Genomic DNA, 25,077 nt, shown 5'->3' on the forward strand with positions numbered 1-25,077 from the left:
AATGATTAAGCACTTTCTTGTTTTTTCTCTTGTGTTTACAAGTGCTTACGCAAAAATAACACTTGAAGATATAGAGTCAAAACCAGCTAGTCGTGCTAAAGATTTTATGATTTGGCAGTATCTAAAGCAAAATATTAACTCAAATGAAGCAGATAAGGCTTATCAGCAAGTAAACAATAAAAAAAACAGTAAATTACTGTACGCTTATGCAAAAAAAACTAAAAATCAAGAAATTAAGAAAGAGATTTCTTGTAAAAAAAGGTCAGATCTTTTTAGAATAAGAGACACAGAGTGTCTAGAGCTCGCTTTTTCTCCATATAAGGCTTTAAATTTCACAAACTATCAAAGAGATATTTTAGCAAAAAGGTTAAAATCAGAGCCAAAAGCAAAAGTACTAAATATTTTAAATGAAAAACACTCCACTGCAAACTATAAGTCTTACGACGCCAATACAATATTAACATTATTTAATAATACTGGATATAGGTATCGAAGAAAATATTTAAATATATCGCTCGATAAAGAATTTCTAGACTCACTTACATCATCTTGGAGAATCTCACAGTTTATTAAAACAGTTATACATGATGACAAGCTAGACAAGCTTCAGCAATCTTTATTTTATATTGATGGTGAAAAATTAAACTCTAAAAGTAACTTTTTTTTAGCGCTAAACAGCCTACGTCATTCAGAGATAGACTCTGCTGTACGGTATTTTGAACTATCTCGCTCACAAGCTAAACATAAAATAGATGTAGATAAAAATAATTTTTGGTTATACAAAATCACAAAAGATAAAGATTACTTAAATAAGCTTCTTTTGAGTATGGATATTAATATATACACGCTTTACGCACGAGAAAAAATGAGTGTAGATTTTAAAAATTATTTTACTTCACTTAAGACAAACAGTGAGGTTTCAAAAAAAAGTTTATTAGATCCATTTGAATGGGATAAAATATTAAAAGAGATAAGAAATACAGAAAAAGATGAACTTCTTAACCTTGTAGAACTCTATAAACAAAAGGAAATGTTACCTGTTCAGGCTCTTATTATTCAAAAGGCCAACCAATACAATATTCACGGTTACGTAATGCCATACGATAAACATCTTGAAGGTTTAAGCTTGGACTCTAAAGCTTTGGTTTATGCGCTTATGAGACAAGAGAGTAATATGATTCCATCTGCTCTGTCTCGATCGTATGCACTTGGACTAATGCAGATTATGCCATTTGTGACAGATGATATCAGCAAACGCATTAGAGAACCAATTAAAAACTATGACGAGATGTTTATGCCAGAAAATAATATTAGATACTCCAGAGCGCATATAAAATGGATGCAGAAATCATTATATCATCCGTTGTTTTTGGCCTATGCATATAATGGTGGTATGGGATTTTTTAAAAAGCATCTACTAAAAGGTAGTTTTAGCGAAGGTGAATATGAACCTTTTTTAAGCATGGAGATGATGTCTAATGGCGAAAGTAGAGAATACGGTAAAAGAGTTCTAGCTAATTATGTTATGTATAAAAAAGTTATGGGAGAGGAGATTTCTATTGCTCATCTTTTTGATATCTTAACGCAGCCGAAGATGACTGATCGATTTCGAAAACAAGGTTAATAATCTCACTGCTATCTTTTGAAAAAGTGGCCATATAGTATTTATTCCAATCACTTTTTATTGAGACTAGATGAGAAAATTTATTATCTTTTGGTAGTTCTTGCAATTTAGTTGGTGGTTTTGAATTAAGTTTTAAGTCCGGTTCAGACTCTAAAGGTTTTTTTAAATACATGTAAACAAAAAAGTATTCATTATCTTTAAATGATTCAGGGTAAACTTCATTTAAATAAATAGCTGAAAAAACGCCACTAATTTCCCCTTTATTAGAAATAACTTTACTACTTTGCAGGCTTGATACACTTAGTTCCTGCTCTTTGCTCATATTAAACTCAGTGAAAGCATTTTTATTTGAACAACCTGTAAAAAGTATTAAAAAAATAAAAAATAAATAAAAATATTTCATTGTAATTCCTATAAATAATGGTAGAATTATATCTTATTAAACAAGCTTTTAATGACTATTTTGTATAATCACTTAAAATTTAAATAAAGATGTAATTTTGAGCAAAAGATTAGCAGTTGCGTTTACAGGTCCATCCAACAGTGGCAAAACTACCCTTATTTTAAAAGTGGCTAGAAAGCTTATTCATGAGTATGGAAAAGAGGTCGCGATTATTAAACATGACCCTAAAGACAAAGCTCGCTTTGATGTTGAAGGGAAAGATAGTTACAAGTTTAGTGATGCTGGAGCGGAAGTTATAGTTACTTCACCTTATCGCACAACTTATTTCTCTCAGCGACAAAAAGAGCTGGACGAAATGATTAGGCTATTTGATAAGTTTGATATATTATTAGTTGAAGGGCTCAAAAATCTACAACTTCCAAGGATAAGTGTGTTTAGAGGCTCTTTAGATAGTGATTATTTTCCATATATGGATGCACTCGCGACAGACAGTAGCGTTGATATGAAAAACTACAATCTACCAGAAAATATAGAAATATTAGATATAAACGACTGCGAAAATGTAATATCGTGGATACTAAAAAATGCAAAAGAGGTGTAAAGCAAATGACTGATATATTCGAAGCAATTCAAAGAACAGCAAAAAGAATTAAAATAGCGATAGATACCAAAGATATAGGCTATTCACAAATAGAGAATAGTTCGGGAGAAACTCAGCTTCAGCTTGATATAAAATGTGACATGATTATTGAGGAAGAGTTTTCTAATGTAGCTTCTATTCACACAATTGCAAGTGAAGAAAAAGAGCATGAGATGCCAATGCATAAAGCTGGTAAATATTATATCGCTTATGATCCTCTTGATGGCTCATCACTTATAGATGTAAATCTTAGTGTCGGTTCAATTTTTGGAATTTATGAGAATTCTTTTGGCTCAAAAAATATGGTTGCTGCTTGCTATGTTGTATTTGGCCCTCGTGTAGAGATGGTATTTGCTCATCATAAAACAAAACTTCACCTACTTCAGGATGGCGAGTTTGAGTTTGTTAAAGAGATTAGATTAAAAGAAAAAGGAAATATAAACGCACCAGGCGGAACTCAGCAAAATTGGGAACCATATCATAAAGAACTAGTAGATAGTTTTTTTAGCGAAGGCTACCGTCTTAGATATTCCGGAGGTATGGTTCCTGACTTACATCAACTTTTACTTAAAGGTGGCGGACTTTTTAGTTACCCAGGCACTGCTGATAAACCAGAAGGTAAACTTCGCAAGCTTTTTGAAGTATTTCCTTTTGCTTTTATATATAAAATTGCTGGAGGAGAGGCAACAGATGGGCATGTAGATTTAATGACGCTTCCTCATAAAAGTATCCATGACACTTCGGCATGTTTTTTTGGCTCTAAGTATGAAATTGCAAGAGTAAAAGAAGTTTATGCAAAAAATAGATAATCAAGAAAAAGATAAGTTTGAACTTCATCTTGATGAGATGGTAATAAAAATACAGAGTTGTCAAAAAAACAAAGACTTGATTAGTTGTAGCAAATGTGAACACTATTTTAACTGTGAACTAAGAACTGATTATGTTAAGTCAGTTTACAACAGTATGTCCAAGGGCGATACTGGTGGATTTGAGTTCTAGTCATTTTAAATGCAAAAGTAGTAAAAGCCACAGAAAGCTCGCGCAACTCGTTGCTTACAAGAATTAAACTAAAGGAAAATAATTTTGAGTAAATATATAACAACACCTATATACTATGTTAACGGCGAAGCTCACATAGGGCATGCATACACTACTTTTATAGCTGACACAATGACTAGATATGAGAAGTTAAAAGGTGAGGATACTTACTTTTTAACAGGTACTGATGAGCATGGTCAAAAAATTGAAGAATCTGCACAAAAAAATGGCAAACCTACACAAGAATTTGCGGATGAGATTAGTGCTACTTTTAAAAATTTATGGGATGAATTTGAAATTTCTTATGATCAATTTATTAGAACCACTGATGAAGACCATAAAAAAGGTGTTCAAAAAGCTTTCGAGGTTATGTACGCAAAAGGTGATATTTACAAAGATTTTTATGAAGGTCACTACTGTGTAAGTTGTGAAACTTTTTTTCCTGAGACTCAGTTGGTTGACGGGGAATTTTGTCCTGATTGTGGAAGATCAACTAGTGTTGTAAAAGAGGAGAGCTATTTTTTCAAGCTCTCAAAATATGAGGATGCTCTTCTTAAACACTACTCTGATAATCCTGATTTTATTCTTCCTCGTTCTCGTGCAAATGAAGTAATTAACTTTGTAAAAGGCGGTCTTCGTGACCTTTCGGTAACAAGAACATCTTTTACATGGGGCGTTAAAATGCCAGAGTCACTAAATGATGACAAGCATGTTATGTATGTTTGGCTTGATGCTCTTATGAACTATATTACAGCGTTAGGCTATGGTAAAGATGATGCAAATATGAGATACTGGCCTGCTTCAACTCAATTTGTTGGTAAAGACATTCTTCGTTTTCACGCTATTTACTGGCCAGCATTTTTAATGAGCCTTGACTTGCCACTACCTGAGCATATTGGTGCACACGGCTGGTGGACAAGAGATGGCGAAAAAATGTCAAAGAGTAAGGGAAATGTTGTTTCTCCAAAAGAGGTTGCAGATGCTTACGGAGTTGAAAATTTAAGATATTTTATGCTTAGAGAAGTACCTTTTGGTCAAGATGGTGACTTTTCTCAAAGAGCATTCATAGATAGAATAAACTCAGAACTAAGTAATGATTTGGGCAATCTTTTAAATCGTATAATTGGTATGAGTGGAAAATACTCTGATTTTGAGATAGATAGCGTAGATGTTCTTAAATATCATAAAAAAGAGCTTGATGCTATGGACGAAGCATTGGGTAATCTTGATGGATTTATGCAAAATATGCAGACTCACAGATATTTAGAAGAGCTTTGGAAACTATTTGCTATTGGAAACAAAGCAATAGAAGAACATGCTCCATGGGTAAAAATGAAAGAACAGAAGAAAGACGAGGCGCTAGCAACAGTCGCCTTAGTTGCAAATATTTTAGCAAAAGCTTCTATAATGCTTCACCCTGTTATGCCTAAAACAACAAATATTATAGCTGATGCATTAAATTTCACTATAGATAACTCAAGCTATAAAGAGCTTATTTTAGATAAAAAACTGTTGAAATTATTTAATATTAAAATAGTTCCCCCTCTTTTTCCACGTGTAGAAGAGCCATTAATGCCTGAAGCTCCAGCAGCTCAACCAAATGCGCCAAAAGATGAAAAAAAAGAGCTTGAAATCAATAAAGAAGAAGATAACCTTATAGAGATAGGTCAATTTTTTGAAACATCATTAAAAATTGGAACTGTTGTTGAAGCAGAAGAAGTTCCAAAAAGTAAAAAACTTTTAAAACTTCAGGTTGATTTAGGCGAAGGAAGAAATAGACAAGTGGTTGCTGGAATTAAAGAATTTTATAGTGCCGAATCTCTTTTAAATACACAAGTCTGTGTTGTCGCAAACCTTAAACCCGCAAAACTAATGGGAATGATGTCAGAAGGAATGCTTCTTGCTGCTAAAGATGAAGATGGTTTATGTTTGGTTAGACCTGAAAAACCTAAGAAAGTAGGCACACCGATTGGATGAGACTTGAAAATTTTTTAGCACTTACTCATGCATCTTTAGTAAATGAACCATGTGTAAATAATTTTGAGAACATAAATTTTGAAGCTTCCAAGGTAAAAAGAGGTGATCTTTTTTTTGCATACAATGAAAAAGAAGTTGATTTGGCTATTTTAAATGGTGCTTATGGTGTGGTTTTTGATAAGCCTATGCAGATCAGTGACAGCGAAATAGCTTGGATAAAAGCTACAAGTTTAGATGATGCTTTAAAAAGATTACTCCGTTTTAAGATGATAGAAAAAGAGGTTGCTGTATATGAATGCAATGAAATAATCTTAAAACTTGCTCTTCAGGTAATAACACAAATGAATTTTTTTGTTTTAAACGGAGATATAAGATACATTTACAACTCCCTTTGTGATTTAGAGAGTAAAACTACAATTTTATTCTGCCCTACTCTAAACAATAGAGATATGTTTGTAGATGTAAAAACACTTCCTAATACTGCCATTAAACCTATTGACATTATGGAACAGACACTGTTTGAGACATCTTTTATATATGATGATGTTTTTTATGAAAGACAGTTGATATCACCATTTTTTATGCCATATCTTGAAGAGCTTTTCCATTTGTACAAAACATTGAAAATAAACTTTAGACTTAGAAAATTTACACCAATTGAACATTTTGAAGCGGTTTTTACAAATAAAAAATTTGAGATTAAAAATTTTGGAACTAGTGATAAAGTTCTTATATTTGAGCCAAATGAGAGCTTAATAGATAGCGAGATGATATTTTTACAGCGCAATGCTGCCTGGGCAAATATTATCTTTATTATTCCATTTAGTATTGCGTGTGAAGATAATAAAAATATATTTAAGTACAAAAATGAAAAAGATATAATCGAGATACTAAAAAACAACAGTTTTAACTTCGCTTTAATTGTAGGTGTTGATAAATCTATTTTAAGCAGACCTATCGTAAACCAGACTCAGTTAACATTAGATTTTTAGTTTTGGACTACATGTAGAACTTATATATTTGGAGATAGCATAGGCTTAGTCTCTTTTAAAGTCATTACGGCAGTATTTACGCTGCCAGCGTATTTTATCTCTTTATGCGGCATCATAACACCCTTGACAGACTTGTAATCTTCATAAATTGTTAAAAACTCCATGCTATTAGAGCCCATTTTAAGCTCCCCTATAGTTTTTTCAACAAGAAAACTTTTTTTAGAAATATAATATTTTGCTGTGATACTATTGTTCTTTAAAGCGAGTAGAAAATGCTCCTTCTCTATAAAAAGTTTTATATCCTTTATTCTTTCCCTAAGTGTTAGAGGGCTAAACAGTCTCATGAGCTGTAGTTTCATGGCATCTAACATTGGTCCTTTTGCCTGCACTTTTCTCCCAGAAAACTCTTTTGTTCCTCTATCTTTTATTACTACTCTTATTTCTGTTTTTTCAGGGTAGATAAGCTCAGTTTTTAGATAGTGTGGGAGAGTGATTTTACGATAGTCAGTCCCTTTTACCCCATCAGTTTGTCTTTGAATACCCCAAACCTGTTCATATGAGCTTAATTTTTCAAGATTTCTCTCTCCCCCATATGCTTTTATCATATTTTCAATAACTGCTTCACTGCTAATCTCTTTTGCATTAAGTGTTAGAGAAAAAATAGCTATCGTTAAAAATATTTTTATAATTGTAGTCATTGTGTTAATTTCCTTAAATGAGGTCTTGATTTTTGTGATTCTATATAGATTGTCCTTAAAAACTATTATAGATTTTTAGATACAATATAGTAACTTGTAAATTTTAAGGTATTATCAAAACATGAACCGTAGAGACTTTTTAACAACTGCTACAGCAGCTTCTGCAACGCTCGCACTAAGCGGGTGTAACGATGAGAACCGTCAGGCAATAGACTACTCAAAACATCCAAAAAAAAATAGCAATGATATAAAAAGAGTAAATATAAATCGTAATAAAAAAACTATTATAAAGCTTGCTACTAGCTGGCCGGCACATTTTCCTATTATGGGTGTTGGAGTTGAGCGGTTTGCGCAGAGAGTAAAAGATGTAAGCGGAGGTTCAATTGAAGTAAAAATTTATCCGAAAAATACTCTGGTCCCTGCTCTGGCAGTTTTTGATGCCGCTAGCAGTGGTCAGATTGATGCTTTTCACTCTGGTCCATATTACTGGAAAGGCAAAAACTCAGCTTTTTCACTTTATAGCGGAATCCCTTTTGGGTTTACTGCTGAGGAGATAAATTCTTGGATGCTCTTTGGTGGTGGCTTGGAGCTTTGGCGTGAACAGTACGGTAAATATAATCTTCACCCTTTTATGGGTGGTAATACAAATATACAAATGGGTGGATGGTTTGCAAAGCCTATAAATTCACTCTCCGATATGCAAGGGCTTAAAATGCGTATTCCAGGTCTTGGCGGTGAAGTTTTTGCTAAAATGGGTGTTAACCCTATTTTGCTTCCCGCAGGAGAGATATATACATCACTTGAAAGAGGAGTTATAGATGCAACAGAATGGGTAGGACCTGCTCTTGACATTAAGATGGGATTTTATAAGGTTGCACCATATTACTACTCTGGATGGCACGAGCCTGGTTCAATTTTAGAACTTACTTTTAATAAACAGTTTTGGAATAAGTTATCTTACGAACATAAATCAATTATAGAGGTTGCATCAAGCGAAATGAACTCAAATATGACTTATGAGTTTCATGCTGAAAATATTAAAGCGCTTAAAAAGCTAAAAGAGTTAAATATATCAATACATCAATATCCAAAAGATGTAATTGTGGCTGGCAAAAAGGCTCTAAAAGAAGTTATAGAGGATTTAAGTTCCAAAAATAATGAATTTAAAAAAGTTTATGCCTCTATTGAGCAGCATCTCAATCTCTCTAAAGAGTGGAGTGATGCAAGTTTAAGATACTTTCTTAATGAGAGATAAATAGTATAAGTGTATAATCGCATTTTAATTTAAATTAGCGAGATACTTTGAAACTTATACTTATAACAGCCCTATTCCAAACTTTACTTTTTGCCTCATATAGTGGCATTCTCGTAGATAAAAACACATCTGCCCCGATAATAAATGCTACAATTAGCGACTCTACGATTAGCGTAAAAAGTGATGAAAATGGCTCTTTTACAATAGATACTAATGAAACATATATACATGTAAAAGCTTACGGCTACAGACCATACAAAATTAATACTGAAAATAATATTAGCAATGCAGAGTTGGTATCTATCACTGTAAAGGCTTTGTACTTAAGCTTTTGGTCTGCAAATACTACGTCAAAAAAAATCAAGCAGGTATTAAAGATGATTGATGAGACCGAGATAAATGCTTTAGTAATAGACATTAAAAATGAATATGGCTCAACACTGTTTAAAACGTCGTTTGAGCAGGCAAACAGTTATGGAGCTCATGAAAATAGAACAAACAGAGATATAGAAGGTTTTATGGAGTTGCTAAAATCAAAAAATATTTATACCATTGCCAGAATTGTTACCTTTAAAGATGAACTTCAAGCCTCGAATAATCCAGATTATGCAATCAAAAAAATAGATGGATCTATATGGAGAAACCATGATAATATGGCCTGGGTCGACCCGTTTGATTCAAGATCACATGAGTATGCAATAGCTATGGCTGAAGAAGCTGCAAAAGTTGGATTTGATGAAATAAATTTTGATTACATCCGTTTTCCTGCAAAATCAGGATTGGCATTTTGTGAAACCAACAATCAAGAGAATAGAGTTGAAACTATAGGCAGATTTATAGATTTAGCACAAAATAAACTCAGAAAATATGGAGTTTTTATATCTGTAGATACATATGGAAACATATGCTGGAGTGATGACGATAATAATATAGGTCAAACAGTTGTCTCTTTGGCAAAACATGCGGACTATATTTCTCCTATGCTTTACCCATCTGGATTTGCAAGTGGATCGTTTTATTTTGAGAATCCGTCCGAGCATCCATATGCCGTTATCTACAGAAGTATAAAAAATATAGAAGACAGAATTGATTCAAAAAGAGTAAGGCCATGGCTGCAGTATTTTAAAGATTATGCACATACAAAAAAGCACTATAGAAAATTTGAAGTAAGAGAACAGATAAGAGCAGCCGAGGATATAAATACAAGCGGCTGGATGATGTGGTCACCATCTAGTACTTATCATCTAAACTATTTTGTTAAAGAAGATGAATAGCCTTTAGCCTCTTATTTAAGTCTTTGGCATTTGAGATATACATATCAACTAAATCATGAAACTTTCGGGAATGATTCATGTGGGTTAAATGGGCTAATTCATGAACAATTATGTAATCAATTAGCTCTTTATCGATTTTTATCAGCTGAGTATTTAAAGTTATCACTCTCTTTGAACTACAGCTGCCCCACCTGCTTCTCATCTTTTTGAATTTTATCTCTTCATAATCTAAATTCATTAGTTTAGAAAACTGCTCCACTTTTGGAACTATATATTGTGAAGCATATAGTTTATAGAAATTGTCGTAGCACTTAATTACATTTTTTTCGTCTGGTTTTTTAAGTTTTTCCAAGTAGCATCTTAGCTCTTTTGCTTCTTGCGCATCTATACTGTAAACCTCTCCAAACAGTAGTACTTCATCTTCAAGGTTTATTTGCAAAGGCTTGTTTTGGCTTACATGTAGAAGTTGTTTTCTTATCCAAAGCTCTTTTTTGCTAAGTAAATTTTGGATAAATCTATCTGATACTCTTGGTGTTTTTAGTTTTATAAAACCTTTTTTACATATTGATATATAGCTGTTTTTCAGCTTTGGATTACATACATGCAGTATATTTAAATCCTTAAAAGTTATCTCATTCGTAATCAATTGGATCTTTTACTCCAGCTACATTGAAGCCATTTAGTCGTAGTCTGCAACTATCACAAACTCCACATGCCTGCGTGTCATTTTTGTAGCAGCTCCAAGTAAGTTCTAGCGGTACATGTAGCTCTAATGATTTTTGAACAATTTGGAATTTTTGCAGATGAACAAGTGGCATTTCAATCTTTAAATTCGTTTCATCTTTTGTCCCTAGATTAATACTCTGTTGCATACTTTTGATATAAGACTCTCTACAATCAGGATATCCACTGCTATCCTCTTCAACTACGCCTATGCTTATTACTTCTGCACCCTCTTTTTCCGCTATAGCTGCTGCCATACTTAAAAATATACCGTTTCTAAAAGGGACGTAAGTGACAGGAATACCCTCTTCTACTCCACCGGTTGGAACCTCTATATTTTTATCCGTTAAAGCCGAAGCACCTAGTTGTTTAAAGAAATCTAGGTCTAAAACATATTTTTCTAAAACATTTAACTTATCGCATATTTTATGAAAACACTCAAGCTCTTTTGTTTGTGTTCTTTGATCATAGTTGAAATGTATTGCAATAATTTCGTATCCACTGTTTTTCATCATATATGCACTGAGCGTTGAGTCCATGCCGCCGCTCATCACACAGACAGATTTTTTAATTTTTGAGTTCATAAAAAAGATTTTAGCATATTTTTTTAATCTTTATTGAAACAAACAACTATTATAATGGCAGTATATAGCAATAAAGGATTTATTATGGATGTATCATCTTCATCAGGCACTGGTTCAAGTTCTGTTCAAGTGGAAGTATTAAAAAAAGCGACAGAAGTTCAAGAGCGTCAAATTCTAAAAGTTTTAGAGAGTGCTAATGAGCAGTCTAAACAAGTTACAGCACAAAAAACTGGTATTGGCGGTAGTATAAATATTACTGGATAGAAGACTGCTATATAAAAATAGATACTATTTGTATCTATTTTAACCACATTGACCCGCACATTAGATATAATCCTCCTTATGATTGATTTAGATAACAAAACCTCACTTGAAATTAATATTGATGCCTTAGAGGCTATAGCTCAATCTCTTACAGACAAAGAGATTGAGTTAATAATTACAGATAACAAAGAGATTAAAGAGTTAAATAAGATTCATCGCAATATTGACAAAGATACTGATGTTTTAAGTTTTCCGTATGAGTATATGCCGATGTGTCCACTTGGAAGTATTGTTATATCATCTTTACATGTTGAAGATAAGGCTAAAGAGCTGGGTCACAAAGAGAGTGACGAACTAGCCTTGTTGTTTATTCATGGACTGCTTCATCTACTTGGCTTTGATCACGAAGTTGATAATGGAGAGATGAGAGAAAAAGAAGCTGAGTTGATTGAAGAATTTAATCTACCAAAAAGTTTAATAATAAGAACACAAGGATAGTTATTCAATGGATTTTATAATTTTTATTGCTGCAATGTCAGCTCTTATCTACGGTGCAGATTTCATAATAAAAGAGTCTGAAAGAATTGCTCTTCACTTTAATATATCACACTTTGTCATTGGTGCTACGCTAATAGCTTTTGGAACATCCCTGCCAGAGATGGCAGCATCTATGATGGCATCATCCGCAGGCAAGAGTGATATGGCTGTTGCAAATGTTGTCGGAAGTGTTATCTTTAACATTACACTAGTTTTAGGATTAGTATTTTTTATAGCAAAAAAAATGTCTCCAGCAAGAAACTTATTTGCACAAGACAGTGCGTGGGTAGTTATTCCTGTGGTTCTATTTTTTATAATGATTCAAGACGGCATAATAAGTAGATTTGACGGTTTACTATATCTTTTAGTAATGGTCTCTTATCTTATCTTCTTATTTAGTGATTCTAAAGAAGATTTAGAGAGTGGAATAGATGAAGAATTAGCTAAAGAGAAGTTTAACTGGAATAAAACAATCATTTTACTAACTATTGGGTTTGTTCTTACAATTGGCGGTGCAAATTTCGTTATTGAGAGTGGAACAAGTATAGCAAGAGATTTTGGTATCAGTGAGTGGATTATAGGACTTTTTCTTATAGCTTTAGGTACATCTTTGCCTGAACTTGTGGTATCTTTAGTTGCCATAAAAAAAGGTAATGCAGAGATGAGCATAGGAAATATTATAGGCTCAAATGTAGCAAATTTTTCCATGGTTATAGGCGGAGCCTCTTTACTTAATCCATTAATTATAGATTTAGCCTCTACTGAATTTGATATGTTTATTATGGCTGCAGCTTCTTTAACACTTGTGTTTATCTTAGCAAATAAACTTTATAATAAAGCTGGAGCAATCTTTTTGCTTGCGATTTTGGCTATTTTTATACAAAATGCAGTTGTATAGCAACAAGTTTCTTTAAAAAATTCTATCTAGCTAGTATTACATATAAATGCCCACATGTAATACTCCTAAAAACTACTACTTAATATATTCCAACTCTAAAAGCTTATTATATATGTTTGAGACTATTGTACCAGCTGCGGCACCACCATGTCCACCGTGTTCAACCATAACTAAAACAACATACTGAGGGTTTGTATACGGTCCGTAAGATGTAAACCAGGCGTGAGAGCGTGTATAGTATTCCATTTCATGCTCAAGCTCTCTCTTGTCAATATCTTGTAAGATACCAACAACCTGTGCAGTCCCTGTTTTTCCTGCAATCTTAACTTTTGAACTCAAGTAGTTTGTGGCAGTACCTGATGGATAATTACAAACTTCATACATAGCTTTTTGAATAGTTGGTAGTCTTTTTAACTCTTTTTCCGTTAAAACATCTTCTAAGTCTGGCTTAATTTCATTATCTCCAACTTTTTTTGCAATGTATGGTCGCGGAAGTTTTGAAGTTGCCATCAAAGCTGTAAATTGAGCCATTTGCATAGGTGTAACTAGAAAGTCACCTTGCCCTATTGATGTATTTACAGTTTCACCAATGTACCATGGTTGATTGTATTTTTTTCTTTTCCACTCACGTGATGGAACAGTGCCAATAAATTCATTTGGCAGATCAACTCCTGTTTTTTTACCAAGCCCATATCTGTTTAACCCTTCACTCATTTTTTTAATGCCTACTTGAATGCTTCCTTTGTAGAAATAGTCATCACAACTCTCTCTGATGGCTTTTTTAAGGTCTGTTTTTCTGTGTCCATCTTTTTTCCAGCATCTAAATATCCTTTTGCCAAGAGGCATAGACGCAACACAATCTACACTCCAGTAAGGGCTGACATCTGTTGTTATGTAAATTAGACCTAGTCCGGTTTTAATAGTTGAACCTGGGGGATAAAGACCATGTATTAACTTGTTTGTAAATGGTTTTTCAATGGAATTTGAAAGCTTATTCCAAGTCTCAATAGATACACCATTAACAAATGTATTTAAGTCATACTCAGGAAAACTACTAGCAGAGAGTATTGCTCCGTCTACGCCCATAACAATTACTGCACCAGACTGATTTACAAAAAGAGATGATATATATTTTTGCAATTCAATATCTACGTTTAGAATTACTTTTCTGTCTTCAATAGCCTCTTTGTTTGAAAGCTCTTCAACCTCTTGGTTATTAGCATTTACCTTGATTTCTCTTTTGCCTGCTAGTCCTTGAAGATAGGTATTGTAATAATTTTCAATACCTGTTTTACCAGTGTATCCGATAAGTTCTATAAGGTTGTCATCTTTAATATCTCTCTTGTTTGCGCGAGAAACATAACCGACTATATGTGAACCAATCTCTTTATATGGATAAAATCTTTTTGGAGCTGGAATTATACTTATGTTTTCTCTTAAGTTTAGTATTGAATAAACGGGCATAATCTCTTCATAAGATACGAATTGAACTATGTCAATATAGTTATGATTGTAATATGAATCAACCTTTTTATAGTTTTTTATAATTTTGTTTCTGTCTAGGCTTGGTAATAGTTTTGTTAATATATCTATTTCATTGTTAAACTGATTAATATTTTTCTTTGATCTGAGATGCGGAGATAGTTGTATTTTAAAACCAAGCTTGTTTATGGCAATTGCTTTATTGTTTTTATCTACTATTTCTCCTCTAACAGGGGCTATTTCTTCTATTTTAACAGTATTGTTGTATGAGAGCTGTTCATAATATGTATTTGATTCTACCGACAAAAAGAAAACTCTTATGATAATAGCTAGCCATACAATGGAAAATAGAAAAAGGATGAACTTTATTTTCATAATATACTCACTATAAAAAACTCAATTATAATGTAATAGATGACATAATAATTTATACTTGGCGATGGCAAGAGAAAAACATTTGATAAGAGTAAATTAAAGATATAAAAGCCAATATAGACTATTAGCACTGTTGAGATTTTAATGCATGAATAACAACTAAAGTTTTTAGCTATTTTTGGCATTACATATTTATAAATAATAGTAAAATAAATAATTGAGCTAAAAAGTACATATCCATTTTCAGCTTCAAAAATCACCAAACACAAGGATACCAATAGAATTGCAATGCTGTCTTCTTTTTTAAGTGCTTTAGCAAAGTAGATATATAAAATTGCAAAAAGAGGCGGAAGAAACAGGTATATACCAGTTAATGCACTATATATAACAAACCCTATAACATATAGGTATTTTGCTATAGAGTTTTTATCAGAGATACTTCGTTGCATACCGGAAAGTGTTTACATTTAATACAGTCAGCCCAAATTTTATGCTCTGGGATAGACTCTTTAGGAATTTCTACAAACCCAAGCTTTTCAAAAAACGATTGCTTGTAAGTTAAACTAAGAACTTTTTGTAGACCAAGTGCCTTAGCTTCGTCTAAGGCTTTAAGCACTAGACTTTCACCAACCCCCTTGCCTCTTTTATCCTCTTTTACTATTAATGATCTGATTTCTGCCAGTGAAGAAGCGTGAATATGAAGGGCACAAAAACCTACAAGCTCACCACTATCATCTCTTGCAAGTATATATGATCTTATGTTTGTAGCTATCTCATCGGAGCTTCTAATAAGTATAATGCCAGATTCAACTTCAGGGGAGACAAGCTTTTGCATATTTTCAATATCGCTAAGTCTTGCCTTTGTAAGCTCAATCTTCATGTATATCTTCTTTTATATCTTCATTTAAAATATCATATATAATTTTAACTACTTTTTCTAATCCTCTTTTCTTTGAGCTTGAAACCATCACAGCTTCAGGAAAATCACGTCTAAGAGCATTTTGCTCTTTTTGATTGAGCTTATCAATCTTTGTGAAAATCTGCATTATGTGTTGCGTTTCATTGGAGTGTTCAAGTAAAAAGTCACTAACTGATTTGTCAATATCTAAAAATGGGTGTCTGCAATCTACTAGGTGAATAAAAAGTTTTATCTGCTCTCTTTTGGAAATATAGTCTGTTAAATTTTTTTCCCAATCGCTTTTTATAGATTTTGAAACTTTAGCATATCCAAAGCCTGGTAAATCTACAAATTTTGCTAAAGATTTTTCAGAATTTTCTCTATTTATGAAAGTAACATCAAAATAGTTAATTAATCTTGTCTTACCGGGAGTAGATGAGACTTTGGCTAAGCCTTTATGATTTGTAAGGGCATTTAAAAGTGAACTTTTACCAACATTAGAGCGAGCCATAAAAACAACTTCATCCTGCTCAATTGTATCTGGAGCAGCCATTATATTTGGGGCTGAAGTAACAAACTTTGCATCAACTATCTCAATCATTCTTTTCCTTTTTTTCCGGAATATTAAATATCATTATAACAGGCTCTTTTTCAGCCCCTTTTGCGTAGGCTTTACCCTCTATTGTTTTCAAAACAACTTCCTCACCTATAATCTCTTTTTTCTCATTTACCTGAAGCAAATAAACATTTTTATAGAAGTGATACTCTTTTTTTTGTGGGAAAAATATAACTTTTTGTGCTTTGCCTCTATATAAATTACCATCGAGTGTTTTTACGCTAAATGAAGCATTTCCTTCAGCTATAAACTTTGTAGGCTGTTGTTTTTCATCTGTATAAATGGTAACTTTTGACGCATTTAGCTCATCACTTCCCTTTATAACATTCACATCACCCTCAAACACAGATATGCCTGTTTTCTGATCAGCATTAAAAAGTTTTGCTTTTACCTGTAACTCTTCTGATGATAGTGTTAATGTTAAGAAAATTGTTAAAATTAATATTTGTTTCATTTTTGTTCCTCTATGAGTTGATATTTTGCTGTAACATCTTTAGAGCTAGCCTGCTGTAAAAGATTGTTGTATTTTAGTTGTGTTCCAACAACACTGTCGGAGTTCTGATAGAGTATATATTTTCCATCTGCTTGAGCTATGCTTGTTTTTTTATTGTAGACTGCTTTTTGTGTTTCAAAAGTCAATCCATCTTCTCTATAGTATATAACATCACCGTCTAATGTAACTATATCATTTTTATATATGCCATTTTTAGATTTCATATTAGCTATATAGTTTTTAGAGTTATCCGTGTAGTCTATATGTTTTATTGTATATCTATTTGAGTATCTTGTTGCTTCCGTGCCATTCATAAGGGTTATTAAGCCTTTATTATTTAATTCATACATAGTAAATGAAAATATATTAAACAGAGCCACGTCTGTAAATTTTTGCTCTTTAATAATAAGAGGTTTAAAAAGAAAATATATCATTAATAAACCAGAAGATATTATAATAAAAAAAATATTCAGGTTCATATTAGATCCATAAAGCTAAAAATTGATCTCTTAAATCGTTTTCATCGACTAGTGTTTCTATCATCTCTCTAACAGCTCCGTCTCCTCCGTTGGAAGATAAAACAGTGTCAACAATCACTCTTATATCTTTAACACCATTTTTTGGAGTAAAGCTTCTTCCAACGAGGCTCAACATTTTGAAATCATTTAAGTCATCACCAATAGCGGCAACCTCATGAAATTTTAGTCCTAAAGAATCAACAATCTCTCTTAAAACACTTTCTTTATCTACAATACCTTGATGCAGATTCTGAATCCCGAGCTCTTTAGCCCTTCTCTCTACTATTTTAGAGTTTCTACCCGTTATTATAGCGACCTGTTTGCCCATTCTAACCCAAGTGCTTATACCGAGTCCATCTTTAATATTGAATTGCTTGCTCTCATTACCGTCAGATGAGTATATAACTCCTCCATCGGTCAAGCATCCATCAACATCCAATACTATTAATTTAATCATAATACATCTTTTGTGCTAGGTATTCCAACTCTTTCATTTTTAGACATTGCACGACGAAGGGCAACTGCAAGTGATTTAAAAGAAGCTTCTATTATATGATGTTTATTTTTTCCTCTTAACATTACTATATGCGTACTGATTCTTGCATTAAGGACAAAAGCTCTAAAAAACTCTTCTACAAGTTCAGTATCAAATGAGCCTACCTTCCCGTGTACATCAGCCTCGTATACCAAGAATGGTCTGTTGCTAAGATCTAAATCACATGAAACACAAGCTTCATCCATAACAATATTTGCAGATCCAAATCTTTCCATATTTTTAACCGGATATATAGCCTCAGCCAACAGGGAGCCCAAAACAATCCCAACATCCTCTACGCTATGGTGGTCATCAATATGTGTATCACCCTTACATGTAATGTTTATATCAATTAGTGAATGCTTTGAAAAGCTCTCTAGCATGTGATCTAAAAAACCGACACCTGTGTCTATGTTACTTTTGCCATTGCCATTTAAATTTAATGAAATTGTTATATCTGTCTCTTTAGTTGTTCTTGTTTTAGCTATCATTGTAATCCTCTCTTACTATAAATGAATTTTTAAAATTCCCAAGAGATTTGTAATCCCTAGCTTCCTCTTCACTTCTAAAGCCTTTTAACCAAACTTTAAACATTCTGCCCTGCTCTGTCTGAACATCTTTTATAACGGTTGTATAGCCATTTGTATTGTTATGTTTTTGTTGAACAGCAAGTGCACCTTCGATTTTTGAAAAAGAAGCTATTTGCAGAGCAAAACCTTCTATTGACTTTTGTTTAGGAGAATCTTCCATCTCTTTTTTTGTTGGAATATTTTTTTTATTTTTATTATAAAAGCCTATTATCTCAATGGAAACAGGCGCTGTTCCAGCTCCAACCATTTCTATCTTATGTGCTGCTTTATTTGACAAATCTATAATTCTTGTTGCTATAAATGGCCCTCTGTCGTTTATTCTAACTACTGTGCTAAGTCCATTTCTTTTGTTTGTGACTTTTACTATAGTATTCATAGGTAGTGTTTTATGCGCGGCTGTCATATCGTACATGTTATAAATCTCACCGTTTGAAGTAAGTTTACCATGAAAATCTGGGCCATACCAACTTGCATTTCCACTAAACTCATCTCCAACACTTACAACTGTTGGGTAGTATCTTATACCTCTGATGACGTAAGGATTCATTGTTGGATGATTATAATCTTTTTTGTTTACTGTTGAGCTATGATCATCTGAATTCTGTGAATACGATTTAGCTTTTGTAGAGTTATTATACACCCTTTTGCCTCTTGAACTACAGCCAGAGGTAAGTATTAGTAGTAGTATTATAAAGAAAATTGAAGACTTATTCATATAGTTTTAATCTCTCTCCAGCTCTTATCATATTATCCTCTAGGTGGTTTTGAAGCTTTAAATTTTTTACACTTATTTTGTGAAACTTTGAGATAGACTCAAGTGTATCACCTTTTTTCACCATATAATAAAACTTGCTATTAATCTTTGCAACAGTAGTTTTGTTGTCAATTGGAATAATTAATTTTTGCTTTAAGTGTAATCGGCTATTTTTAAGAGAATTAAAATCCATAATAACTCTATATGAGACTCCATATTTTTTTCCTATCATGGAGAGGTTGTCTCCTCTGTCTACAATATGTACTCTATATATATTTTGAATTTTTTCTTCAAAATATTTTTGTTTAAATTCAGAAAGTTTAATATACGGAATATATATATCATATCCACTTAAATATGGAGGAGCAAAGTCATATTTAAGGTGTCTGTTCAATTTTTTCAAATCATCTATTGGAATTCCCACTAGTTTTGAGACTCTTTTTAATGACTCTCCTCTTGGAATCTTTATTGTTGATATTGAGTATGCATTTGCTCTGTTTAAAAGGTGTTCGTATTCACTATTTAGTAAAAACTGTTCATCATTCCCCATCATTGCCAAAGCAATAATTTTTCTAATATACAGCCTGCTTTCTCTCGGGATATACTTTTTTTTAGGGTCAAGTAAAACTGACAGTTCATCTGTTTTTGCTTTTCTAATAGCTTGGTTTAGTCTTCCGCCTCCGCAGTTGTAGGCTATGGCAGCAAGATACCATTTGCCAAATCTTTTATGAAGGTTGGAGAGATACTTAGCTGCAGCTTCTGTTGACTTGACAAGATCTCTTCTCTCATCAACATATTCATCAATTTTAAGACCGTAGAGCTTCGCAGTTTGTGGCATAAATTGCCAGAGTCCAGATGCTCTTTTTTTTGAATACGCTCTTGTAGAAAAATTTGATTCTGCCATTGCAAGAAAAAGAAATTCAGCAGGAACATTATTCTCAGCCAATATATTTTTTATTGCAGGTATAAACAGATAAGCTTCATTCATTGCTTGGAAAAAATGTTTCTCTTTGTATATTGTTACGTTGTTGCTCTTCATTTTATTTAAAACTTTATCATGTAAAAACGATGCTTCTATATCAAAAGACTCAAGAATGGCAACCTCTTTGTTATGGTTAGAAGAAAAAGTAAGGTTAGCACTCAGCAAAAGCGGTAATAAAATAAGTAAAAAATATTTCAACATAACAATCCTGATTTAAAATTTAAAGAGTTGATTTTACCTAAAACAATATTAAAAATAGTTAAGAAGTCTTAATATTAAGAAATATCAAAGAGTTTTAGGGCATTCTCTGTAGTTATTTTTTCTATACTTTCCAATGATATATCCAAAAGTTCAGAGATTTTTTTTGCAACAAGTTTTGTATAAAGCGGTTCATTTCTCTCCCCTCTGTGTGGCATTGGAGTCAAATATGGACCATCTGTCTCTATAAGAAGTTTTTCTAGTGGAATTTTTGGTAAGACATTAACAAGTTTTTTAGCATTTTTAAAAGTCAAAACGCCACCTATCCCAAAATAAAAACCTTTATCTGCTAAACTCAAAAGCTCTTCATCAGCGTTGTAGCAGTGCAAAACACCGCCAACTTCATCGGCATTACAATCTATCAATATCTTTTTTGAATCTCTAGAGGCATCTCTTATATGAACAATTAAAGGTTTTTTATACTTTTTTGCTATCTCAATTTGAGTCACAAAAACTTCTTTTTGCCTCTGTTTTTCCGCCTCTTTCTCCTCGTCTGTTCCCTCAAGTCTGAAATAATCAAGACCGCACTCACCAATCGCAATACATTTACTATGACTAACATATTTTTCAAATTCTAAAGTTTCAAATGTCTCCATGTCATACGGATGAACACCAACGGCAAAGTACACATCGCTGTTGTTCTCAGAAATCTCTATGGCTCTGTTTATATTTTTTGGGTCTGCTCCAGGGATTATAAAACGCTCTACCCCGCTCTCTCTGGCTCTGTTTAAGACTTCGTCTAAATCGTCAATATATCTCTCATCATCAAGATGTACATGTGTATCTATTATCATTTCTACTCTATTACTTTTGTACATGTAGAAGTTCTTTTGCAAACCTCTTTGCTTCATCGGTAACTCTGTCACCACTGATTATTCTGGCTATTTCATCAACTCTCTCTTGATGTTCTAGCTTTTTAACTAAAGATTCATCGCCATTTTTGTGTATTAAAAAGTGCTGGTCTCCCATAGACGTCAACTGCGGTTGGTGCGAAATAACAAATATCTGAAAGTGTTTTGAGAGTTGCTTTAAAACTTTTGCAACACTCATAGACTCTTCACCACTTAGATTGGCATCTATCTCATCAAGCATTAAGATTCCGCCATTTTTACCCATAAACTCAGATTTAAGAGCCAAAATGGCAAGTCTAAGCCTGTTGAACTCACCTGTACTTACTTTTTGCAGCTCTGTTGAGTTTAGCTTTATGACAATCTCATCTTTTCCTGAGAGTTCATAGTCAACCTCTTTTATATCTACTTGCGCCTCTCTTAAATAGAGCTCTTTTAAGTATCTGTTTAAGTCATCTGTAAAGAGTTTTATCTCTACATGTCGAAGTTCATTAAGTCTCTGTGCTAACTCTCTTACCTTCTTACCAAGGGCAGCTTCTCTTTGCTCTAAATCGCCCTTGGTCATCTCTATATTTTCATACTTTTTCAACTCTAGTATTTTCTGCTCTTTGTATTTCAGAGCATCTTCAATGCTTCCATACCTTCTTTTTAGCTCAGAGAGTGCTTCTATGCGGTTAAGAACATCTTCTACATCAACTTCATCAAGTGCACTAAACTTATCTTCTGCACTCTCCATTATTGCTCTTAGTTCATTCATGCTGTCACCAAAAAATGAACTGTCAATATCCAAAGAGTCTAAAGCTAAAAAAACATTATGCTCATAGTCAAATATAGAGTTAGCCAACGAGATGTTTTTCAATACTTTCTCTTTTTTGGACAACCCTTTTTTAATCTCTAATAGTTCACTGTCTTCTGATGGAGTCGGGTTAATATCTTCTATTTTTTTAATCTCAAAAGCTGCAAACTCTTTTAGCTCAACAATCTTTCTCTGCTCATCTTCTATAGTTAAAAGTTCTTTCTTAACCATTTTATGCTCTAGATAAGTCACTTTATACTCATCTTTTAAAGCAAAAATCTTATGCTCTTTGTGCTCAATTCTGCTATCTAAAATAGAGAGTAAGTTGTCATTTTCAAAATCGCTGAAATCTTTTAAAGAGAGATGTCTAAGATAGCCTGAAGCCAGACTGCTCATAGCTTTTTTTGAAACACTTTGGTTGTTTATAAAGTATCTGGATTTCTCTTTTTTTATATGCTTGAAAACATTTATATCATCACTCTCTATGCCTAACTCTTCGCCGTTAATGTCCCATGTGACACTCGACTCACATAAAGTTGCATCACAAGAAGCACTGCCAAGAGAAGCTAAAATAGAGTTCATTAAAATAGATTTACCACTACCGCTAGGACCGGTAAAAACAATTAACCCACTATTTAATTCTAATTCAACCTCTTTAAAACTAAGATAATCTTTTAGAAAAAATCTCTCTATCATTTATATGCCTTGTAAAATATTTTCAAATTATACTTTCTTATTATTAAAAATCTAAAGGGCTTATGACTTTAGCCTTGTTCATTTCAGAAACTACACCCCAAGAGTACTTCCTCTCTTCGCTCACAGCGCATGAGTATAAATCATAGTCGTTTCAACACTTTTATGTCCTAAAAGCTCTTGTATGCTTCTCAAATCAATTCCAGCTTGTAGAAGATGCGTAGCATATGAATGTCTAAAAATATGAGATGTCACTCTTTTACTAAGGTTTGCTTTTTAGAGGCTATCTTTATATTTCTTCCTAAAGTATTAGGATGGATGTGATGTCTTCTGATTTCTTTGCTTCTGGGATCAGACGAAACTTTGTTCATTTCTATCTTTAAGTGATTTACTATCCCAAACATAAACTTTATCAAACCCCATATCTATATCTTTTATTCTAAGGCTTAAAACTTCACTCATTCTAAGTCCACAACCGTACATAAGAGTAACTATGAGTTGATATATACCAGTAATATTTTCAAAAACTTTCATAACTTCTTCTTTTGTTAAAACAACAGGGATATGCTTTCTCTCTTGGGCTCTTAACGCTTGGATGTTTTCATTGCTTAAATCTACACCTAAAACTTCTTTGTATAAAAATAAAATTGAAGAAAATGCCTGATTTTGCGTAGCAGGTGCAACTTTATTCTCAACTGCCAAAGAAGTTAAATATTGTTTTATTTCCACTTTTCCCATTTCAACAGGATGCTTCTTGTTATGGAAAAAAATATACTGTTTAATCCAATACACATAAGTTTTCTCAGTAGATATACTATAGTGTTTAAACCTGATTTTATCACGAACAATATCCAATAATTTCTTCTTATTCTCCATAATTCACACCTCTCGCTCAAGGGACATTGTGTCCTTTTAATGGGTTATTTGACAAATAACTCTACACTTTGTCTATATAACGATTAATTTCGTGCTAAAAGGACACTTTTTATTTAAGAATAATAAGTCAAATAATAAAAATAAATCAATAATATGACAATTTGTCATTAAATTGATTAATTATCACTTTAAATGGAACATTTTATGTGTTCTATTAATCATTAATATTAAGTCTTAGTTCACTATAATGGGAATGAATAAATAGTTATGCACAAAGGAACTAAATGTCTAAAATATCTGTCAAACTTATTATGATAGGACATATTGAAAAAATAATTGATTTTGATTTAATACAAAAACATTCATCAAAGTTTTTTGCCATAGAAGAACTTAATCGAATATGTGATTTACCTGCACCAAACAAAGATGATGGCTATTTAGATGTTGTTTATTCAGTTAAAGAAATGGAAAATATTTTATCAAATATAACTCATGACGGTCTTTGTATCGGAGTGATGAATTATAAATATGATGATAACTTTTATATGCATAGACTTGATGACAATAAAGTTTGTATTTCAGTTGCTGGTTTAGAAGAAATTTTAAAAAGGAAAGATATTTCATTAGAAAATTTTATTTTAAAAAATATTTATGAAATATACATATTTTATAAAGTGTTAGGCTCAACTCTTAGTGATAAAGTATATGATTTTGTTCATGATGATACAAGAGGCTGTTTGTTTGATTTAAACGGTGATAAAAGTGATATTATTTACAATACAGAAAAACCAATGATTTGTAATGAATGTCAATCTAAAATAAATAAGCAAGCTATTCCTAGTAATTTTATAAATCAGTTGGAATCTGAACTAAAGAAAATCACTAAACCAATCTTTAAATCTATTGAATTATTTATTAGAAAATACCCACTTTTATCTATTAGTGCAACTATTGTATTTTCTACAACTATAAATATATTATCTAGTTACATTTGGAAGTTGATTGAAAGTAGTTAACGAAACGCAGGAGATTAATTTATGAATATGGACTATAAAAAAAGTGTTGAACTTGCTTTATCGCTTGGTTATGAAGAGGTGTCAGATGAAAATGCGTATAAAGGAAAGTATTTCATTAAACATGAAAAAATTTGGATTCATAATATTGAAGCATTAAAATTAAAATTAAAAGTTACTTCAAATGAAGAACTTGATAACTTGGGATATGATGTTGAAAACTATCATAGATACAAAAAGCATACAAATAAAATGGCAGATAATGAAATGAAAAATCTATATGCAAATATAACGCATTTAGATGGTGAAGCCACCTATTTATATGATGGCATGTGGTTACTACCTGATGGAACGATGGAAGAAAGATAAACTACATAACAAAACCTTGGAGAGAAATAGTTTACCCTAGCGGGCAAAACTATTTCTCAAGACAAACGTTAGAT

At 32.5% G+C, this 25,077-nt stretch carries 30 protein-coding genes; 13 read left to right on the forward strand and 17 right to left on the reverse strand.

The window, feature by feature from the left end:
* The first annotated feature begins 1 nt into the window (after position 1).
* Positions 2 to 1,624 (forward strand): lytic transglycosylase domain-containing protein, encoded by a 1,623-nt coding sequence (locus HUE88_RS06370; RefSeq protein ID WP_194372220.1) that lies wholly within the window; start codon positions 2 to 4, stop codon positions 1,622 to 1,624.
* On the opposite strand, the gene HUE88_RS06375 is transcribed toward HUE88_RS06370, so the two are convergent.
* Positions 1,557 to 2,027, reverse strand: a complete 471-nt coding sequence (locus tag HUE88_RS06375) for a hypothetical protein (RefSeq protein WP_194372222.1) — start codon at positions 2,025 to 2,027, stop codon at positions 1,557 to 1,559. The genes HUE88_RS06370 and HUE88_RS06375 overlap by 68 nt on opposite strands.
* Before the next feature lie 97 nt (positions 2,028 to 2,124).
* Between HUE88_RS06375 and mobB the strand changes: the two genes are divergently transcribed.
* From mobB to HUE88_RS06400, 5 genes are all read left to right on the forward strand, one after another.
* Positions 2,125 to 2,628 (forward strand): molybdopterin-guanine dinucleotide biosynthesis protein B, encoded by a 504-nt coding sequence (mobB, locus tag HUE88_RS06380; RefSeq protein WP_194372224.1) that lies wholly within the window; start codon positions 2,125 to 2,127, stop codon positions 2,626 to 2,628.
* A 5-nt stretch (positions 2,629 to 2,633) separates the two neighbouring features.
* On the forward strand, positions 2,634 to 3,476 hold the full coding sequence (locus tag HUE88_RS06385; RefSeq protein ID WP_229860175.1) for a class 1 fructose-bisphosphatase: 843 nt from the start codon (positions 2,634 to 2,636) through the stop codon (positions 3,474 to 3,476).
* On the forward strand, positions 3,460 to 3,666 hold the full coding sequence (locus HUE88_RS06390) for a hypothetical protein (protein WP_194372228.1): 207 nt from the start codon (positions 3,460 to 3,462) through the stop codon (positions 3,664 to 3,666). Before HUE88_RS06385 ends, HUE88_RS06390 begins: the two co-directional genes overlap by 17 nt.
* Before the next feature lie 84 nt (positions 3,667 to 3,750).
* Complete coding sequence (gene metG, locus HUE88_RS06395; RefSeq protein ID WP_194372230.1) at positions 3,751 to 5,682, forward strand: methionine--tRNA ligase; 1,932 nt, start codon at positions 3,751 to 3,753, stop codon at positions 5,680 to 5,682.
* Positions 5,679 to 6,674: a hypothetical protein gene (locus tag HUE88_RS06400; RefSeq protein WP_194372232.1), complete on the forward strand. Its 996-nt coding sequence runs from the start codon at positions 5,679 to 5,681 to the stop codon at positions 6,672 to 6,674. The genes metG and HUE88_RS06400 overlap by 4 nt, the downstream gene beginning before the upstream one ends.
* A 20-nt stretch (positions 6,675 to 6,694) precedes the next feature.
* On the opposite strand, the gene HUE88_RS06405 is transcribed toward HUE88_RS06400, so the two are convergent.
* Entirely contained in the window at positions 6,695 to 7,372 is a 678-nt protein-coding gene (locus HUE88_RS06405) for a hypothetical protein (protein WP_194372234.1), read from the reverse strand.
* Positions 7,373 to 7,493: 121 nt separating this feature from the next.
* Between HUE88_RS06405 and HUE88_RS06410 the strand changes: the two genes are divergently transcribed.
* Both HUE88_RS06410 and HUE88_RS06415 read left to right on the forward strand, forming a co-directional pair.
* Positions 7,494 to 8,627, forward strand: coding sequence for a TRAP transporter substrate-binding protein (locus tag HUE88_RS06410; protein ID WP_194372236.1), 1,134 nt, complete (start codon positions 7,494 to 7,496; stop codon positions 8,625 to 8,627).
* Positions 8,628 to 8,674: 47 nt separating this feature from the next.
* Positions 8,675 to 9,901 (forward strand): putative glycoside hydrolase, encoded by a 1,227-nt coding sequence (locus HUE88_RS06415; RefSeq protein ID WP_194372238.1) that lies wholly within the window; start codon positions 8,675 to 8,677, stop codon positions 9,899 to 9,901.
* Here the strand turns inward: HUE88_RS06415 and HUE88_RS06420 are convergent.
* Together HUE88_RS06420 and queC are read right to left on the reverse strand one after the other, a co-directional pair.
* Positions 9,885 to 10,547, reverse strand: coding sequence for a M48 family metallopeptidase (locus tag HUE88_RS06420; RefSeq protein WP_229860176.1), 663 nt, complete (start codon positions 10,545 to 10,547; stop codon positions 9,885 to 9,887). The two genes, HUE88_RS06415 and HUE88_RS06420, sit on opposite strands and share 17 nt — an antisense overlap.
* Complete coding sequence (gene queC / locus HUE88_RS06425; protein ID WP_194372247.1) at positions 10,534 to 11,208, reverse strand: 7-cyano-7-deazaguanine synthase QueC; 675 nt, start codon at positions 11,206 to 11,208, stop codon at positions 10,534 to 10,536. Before queC ends, HUE88_RS06420 begins: the two co-directional genes overlap by 14 nt.
* An 84-nt stretch (positions 11,209 to 11,292) precedes the next feature.
* Here queC and HUE88_RS06430 point away from each other — a divergent pair, with 84 nt between their 5' ends.
* From HUE88_RS06430 to HUE88_RS06440, 3 genes are all read left to right on the forward strand, one after another.
* On the forward strand, positions 11,293 to 11,472 hold the full coding sequence (locus HUE88_RS06430) for a hypothetical protein (protein WP_194372249.1): 180 nt from the start codon (positions 11,293 to 11,295) through the stop codon (positions 11,470 to 11,472).
* Positions 11,473 to 11,550: 78 nt separating this feature from the next.
* Positions 11,551 to 11,970: an rRNA maturation RNase YbeY gene (gene ybeY, locus HUE88_RS06435; RefSeq protein ID WP_194372251.1), complete on the forward strand. Its 420-nt coding sequence runs from the start codon at positions 11,551 to 11,553 to the stop codon at positions 11,968 to 11,970.
* Positions 11,971 to 11,977: 7 nt separating this feature from the next.
* On the forward strand, positions 11,978 to 12,907 hold the full coding sequence (locus HUE88_RS06440) for a calcium/sodium antiporter (RefSeq protein WP_194372258.1): 930 nt from the start codon (positions 11,978 to 11,980) through the stop codon (positions 12,905 to 12,907).
* A gap of 75 nt (positions 12,908 to 12,982) precedes the next feature.
* On the opposite strand, the gene mrdA is transcribed toward HUE88_RS06440, so the two are convergent.
* The 13 genes from mrdA to HUE88_RS06500 all read right to left on the reverse strand — a co-directional run bounded on the left by mrdA (position 12,983) and on the right by HUE88_RS06500 (position 23,621).
* The gene (gene mrdA / locus HUE88_RS06445) at positions 12,983 to 14,764 is read right to left on the reverse strand and encodes a penicillin-binding protein 2 (RefSeq protein WP_194372260.1); all 1,782 of its coding nucleotides are present in this window, start codon (positions 14,762 to 14,764) and stop codon (positions 12,983 to 12,985) included.
* A gap of 415 nt (positions 14,765 to 15,179) precedes the next feature.
* Complete coding sequence (locus tag HUE88_RS06450) at positions 15,180 to 15,644, reverse strand: N-acetyltransferase (protein ID WP_194372262.1); 465 nt, start codon at positions 15,642 to 15,644, stop codon at positions 15,180 to 15,182.
* A complete protein-coding gene (gene yihA / locus HUE88_RS06455) occupies positions 15,634 to 16,263 on the reverse strand; it encodes a ribosome biogenesis GTP-binding protein YihA/YsxC (RefSeq protein ID WP_194372264.1) in 630 nt (209 codons plus the stop codon). The genes HUE88_RS06450 and yihA overlap by 11 nt, the downstream gene beginning before the upstream one ends.
* On the reverse strand, positions 16,256 to 16,732 hold the full coding sequence (lptA, locus tag HUE88_RS06460) for a lipopolysaccharide transport periplasmic protein LptA (protein ID WP_194372266.1): 477 nt from the start codon (positions 16,730 to 16,732) through the stop codon (positions 16,256 to 16,258). The genes yihA and lptA overlap by 8 nt, the downstream gene beginning before the upstream one ends.
* Positions 16,729 to 17,250, reverse strand: a complete 522-nt coding sequence (lptC, locus tag HUE88_RS06465; RefSeq protein WP_194372267.1) for an LPS export ABC transporter periplasmic protein LptC — start codon at positions 17,248 to 17,250, stop codon at positions 16,729 to 16,731. The genes lptA and lptC overlap by 4 nt, the downstream gene beginning before the upstream one ends.
* A 1-nt stretch (position 17,251) precedes the next feature.
* A complete protein-coding gene (locus HUE88_RS06470) occupies positions 17,252 to 17,746 on the reverse strand; it encodes a KdsC family phosphatase (RefSeq protein WP_194372269.1) in 495 nt (164 codons plus the stop codon).
* The gene (hisB, locus tag HUE88_RS06475) at positions 17,743 to 18,315 is read right to left on the reverse strand and encodes an imidazoleglycerol-phosphate dehydratase HisB (RefSeq protein ID WP_194372271.1); all 573 of its coding nucleotides are present in this window, start codon (positions 18,313 to 18,315) and stop codon (positions 17,743 to 17,745) included. The genes HUE88_RS06470 and hisB overlap by 4 nt, the downstream gene beginning before the upstream one ends.
* On the reverse strand, positions 18,305 to 19,129 hold the full coding sequence (locus HUE88_RS06480; RefSeq protein ID WP_194372273.1) for a septal ring lytic transglycosylase RlpA family protein: 825 nt from the start codon (positions 19,127 to 19,129) through the stop codon (positions 18,305 to 18,307). Before HUE88_RS06480 ends, hisB begins: the two co-directional genes overlap by 11 nt.
* The gene (locus HUE88_RS06485) at positions 19,122 to 20,351 is read right to left on the reverse strand and encodes a lytic transglycosylase domain-containing protein (RefSeq protein WP_194372282.1); all 1,230 of its coding nucleotides are present in this window, start codon (positions 20,349 to 20,351) and stop codon (positions 19,122 to 19,124) included. Before HUE88_RS06485 ends, HUE88_RS06480 begins: the two co-directional genes overlap by 8 nt.
* Before the next feature lie 74 nt (positions 20,352 to 20,425).
* Positions 20,426 to 21,202 (reverse strand): TatD family hydrolase, encoded by a 777-nt coding sequence (locus HUE88_RS06490; RefSeq protein WP_194372564.1) that lies wholly within the window; start codon positions 21,200 to 21,202, stop codon positions 20,426 to 20,428.
* A 10-nt stretch (positions 21,203 to 21,212) separates the two neighbouring features.
* Positions 21,213 to 22,748, reverse strand: coding sequence for a DNA repair protein RecN (locus HUE88_RS06495; RefSeq protein WP_194372284.1), 1,536 nt, complete (start codon positions 22,746 to 22,748; stop codon positions 21,213 to 21,215).
* Between the two features lie 120 nt (positions 22,749 to 22,868).
* Positions 22,869 to 23,000, reverse strand: a complete 132-nt coding sequence (locus HUE88_RS13855; protein WP_229860178.1) for a tyrosine-type recombinase/integrase — start codon at positions 22,998 to 23,000, stop codon at positions 22,869 to 22,871.
* A 96-nt stretch (positions 23,001 to 23,096) separates the two neighbouring features.
* Positions 23,097 to 23,621 carry a phage integrase N-terminal SAM-like domain-containing protein gene (locus tag HUE88_RS06500; RefSeq protein WP_229860179.1) on the reverse strand — a complete coding sequence of 175 codons (525 nt, stop codon included), beginning with the start codon at positions 23,619 to 23,621 and terminating at the stop codon, positions 23,097 to 23,099.
* A 284-nt stretch (positions 23,622 to 23,905) separates the two neighbouring features.
* Here HUE88_RS06500 and HUE88_RS06505 point away from each other — a divergent pair, with 284 nt between their 5' ends.
* Both HUE88_RS06505 and HUE88_RS06510 read left to right on the forward strand, forming a co-directional pair.
* Entirely contained in the window at positions 23,906 to 24,637 is a 732-nt protein-coding gene (locus HUE88_RS06505) for a hypothetical protein (RefSeq protein WP_194372286.1), read from the forward strand.
* A 27-nt stretch (positions 24,638 to 24,664) separates the two neighbouring features.
* Positions 24,665 to 25,003: a hypothetical protein gene (locus tag HUE88_RS06510; protein WP_194372288.1), complete on the forward strand. Its 339-nt coding sequence runs from the start codon at positions 24,665 to 24,667 to the stop codon at positions 25,001 to 25,003.
* Positions 25,004 to 25,077: the final 74 nt, after the last annotated feature.

The organism is Candidatus Sulfurimonas baltica (assembly GCF_015265455.1).
GTDB classification, from domain to species: domain Bacteria; phylum Campylobacterota; class Campylobacteria; order Campylobacterales; family Sulfurimonadaceae; genus Sulfurimonas; species Sulfurimonas baltica.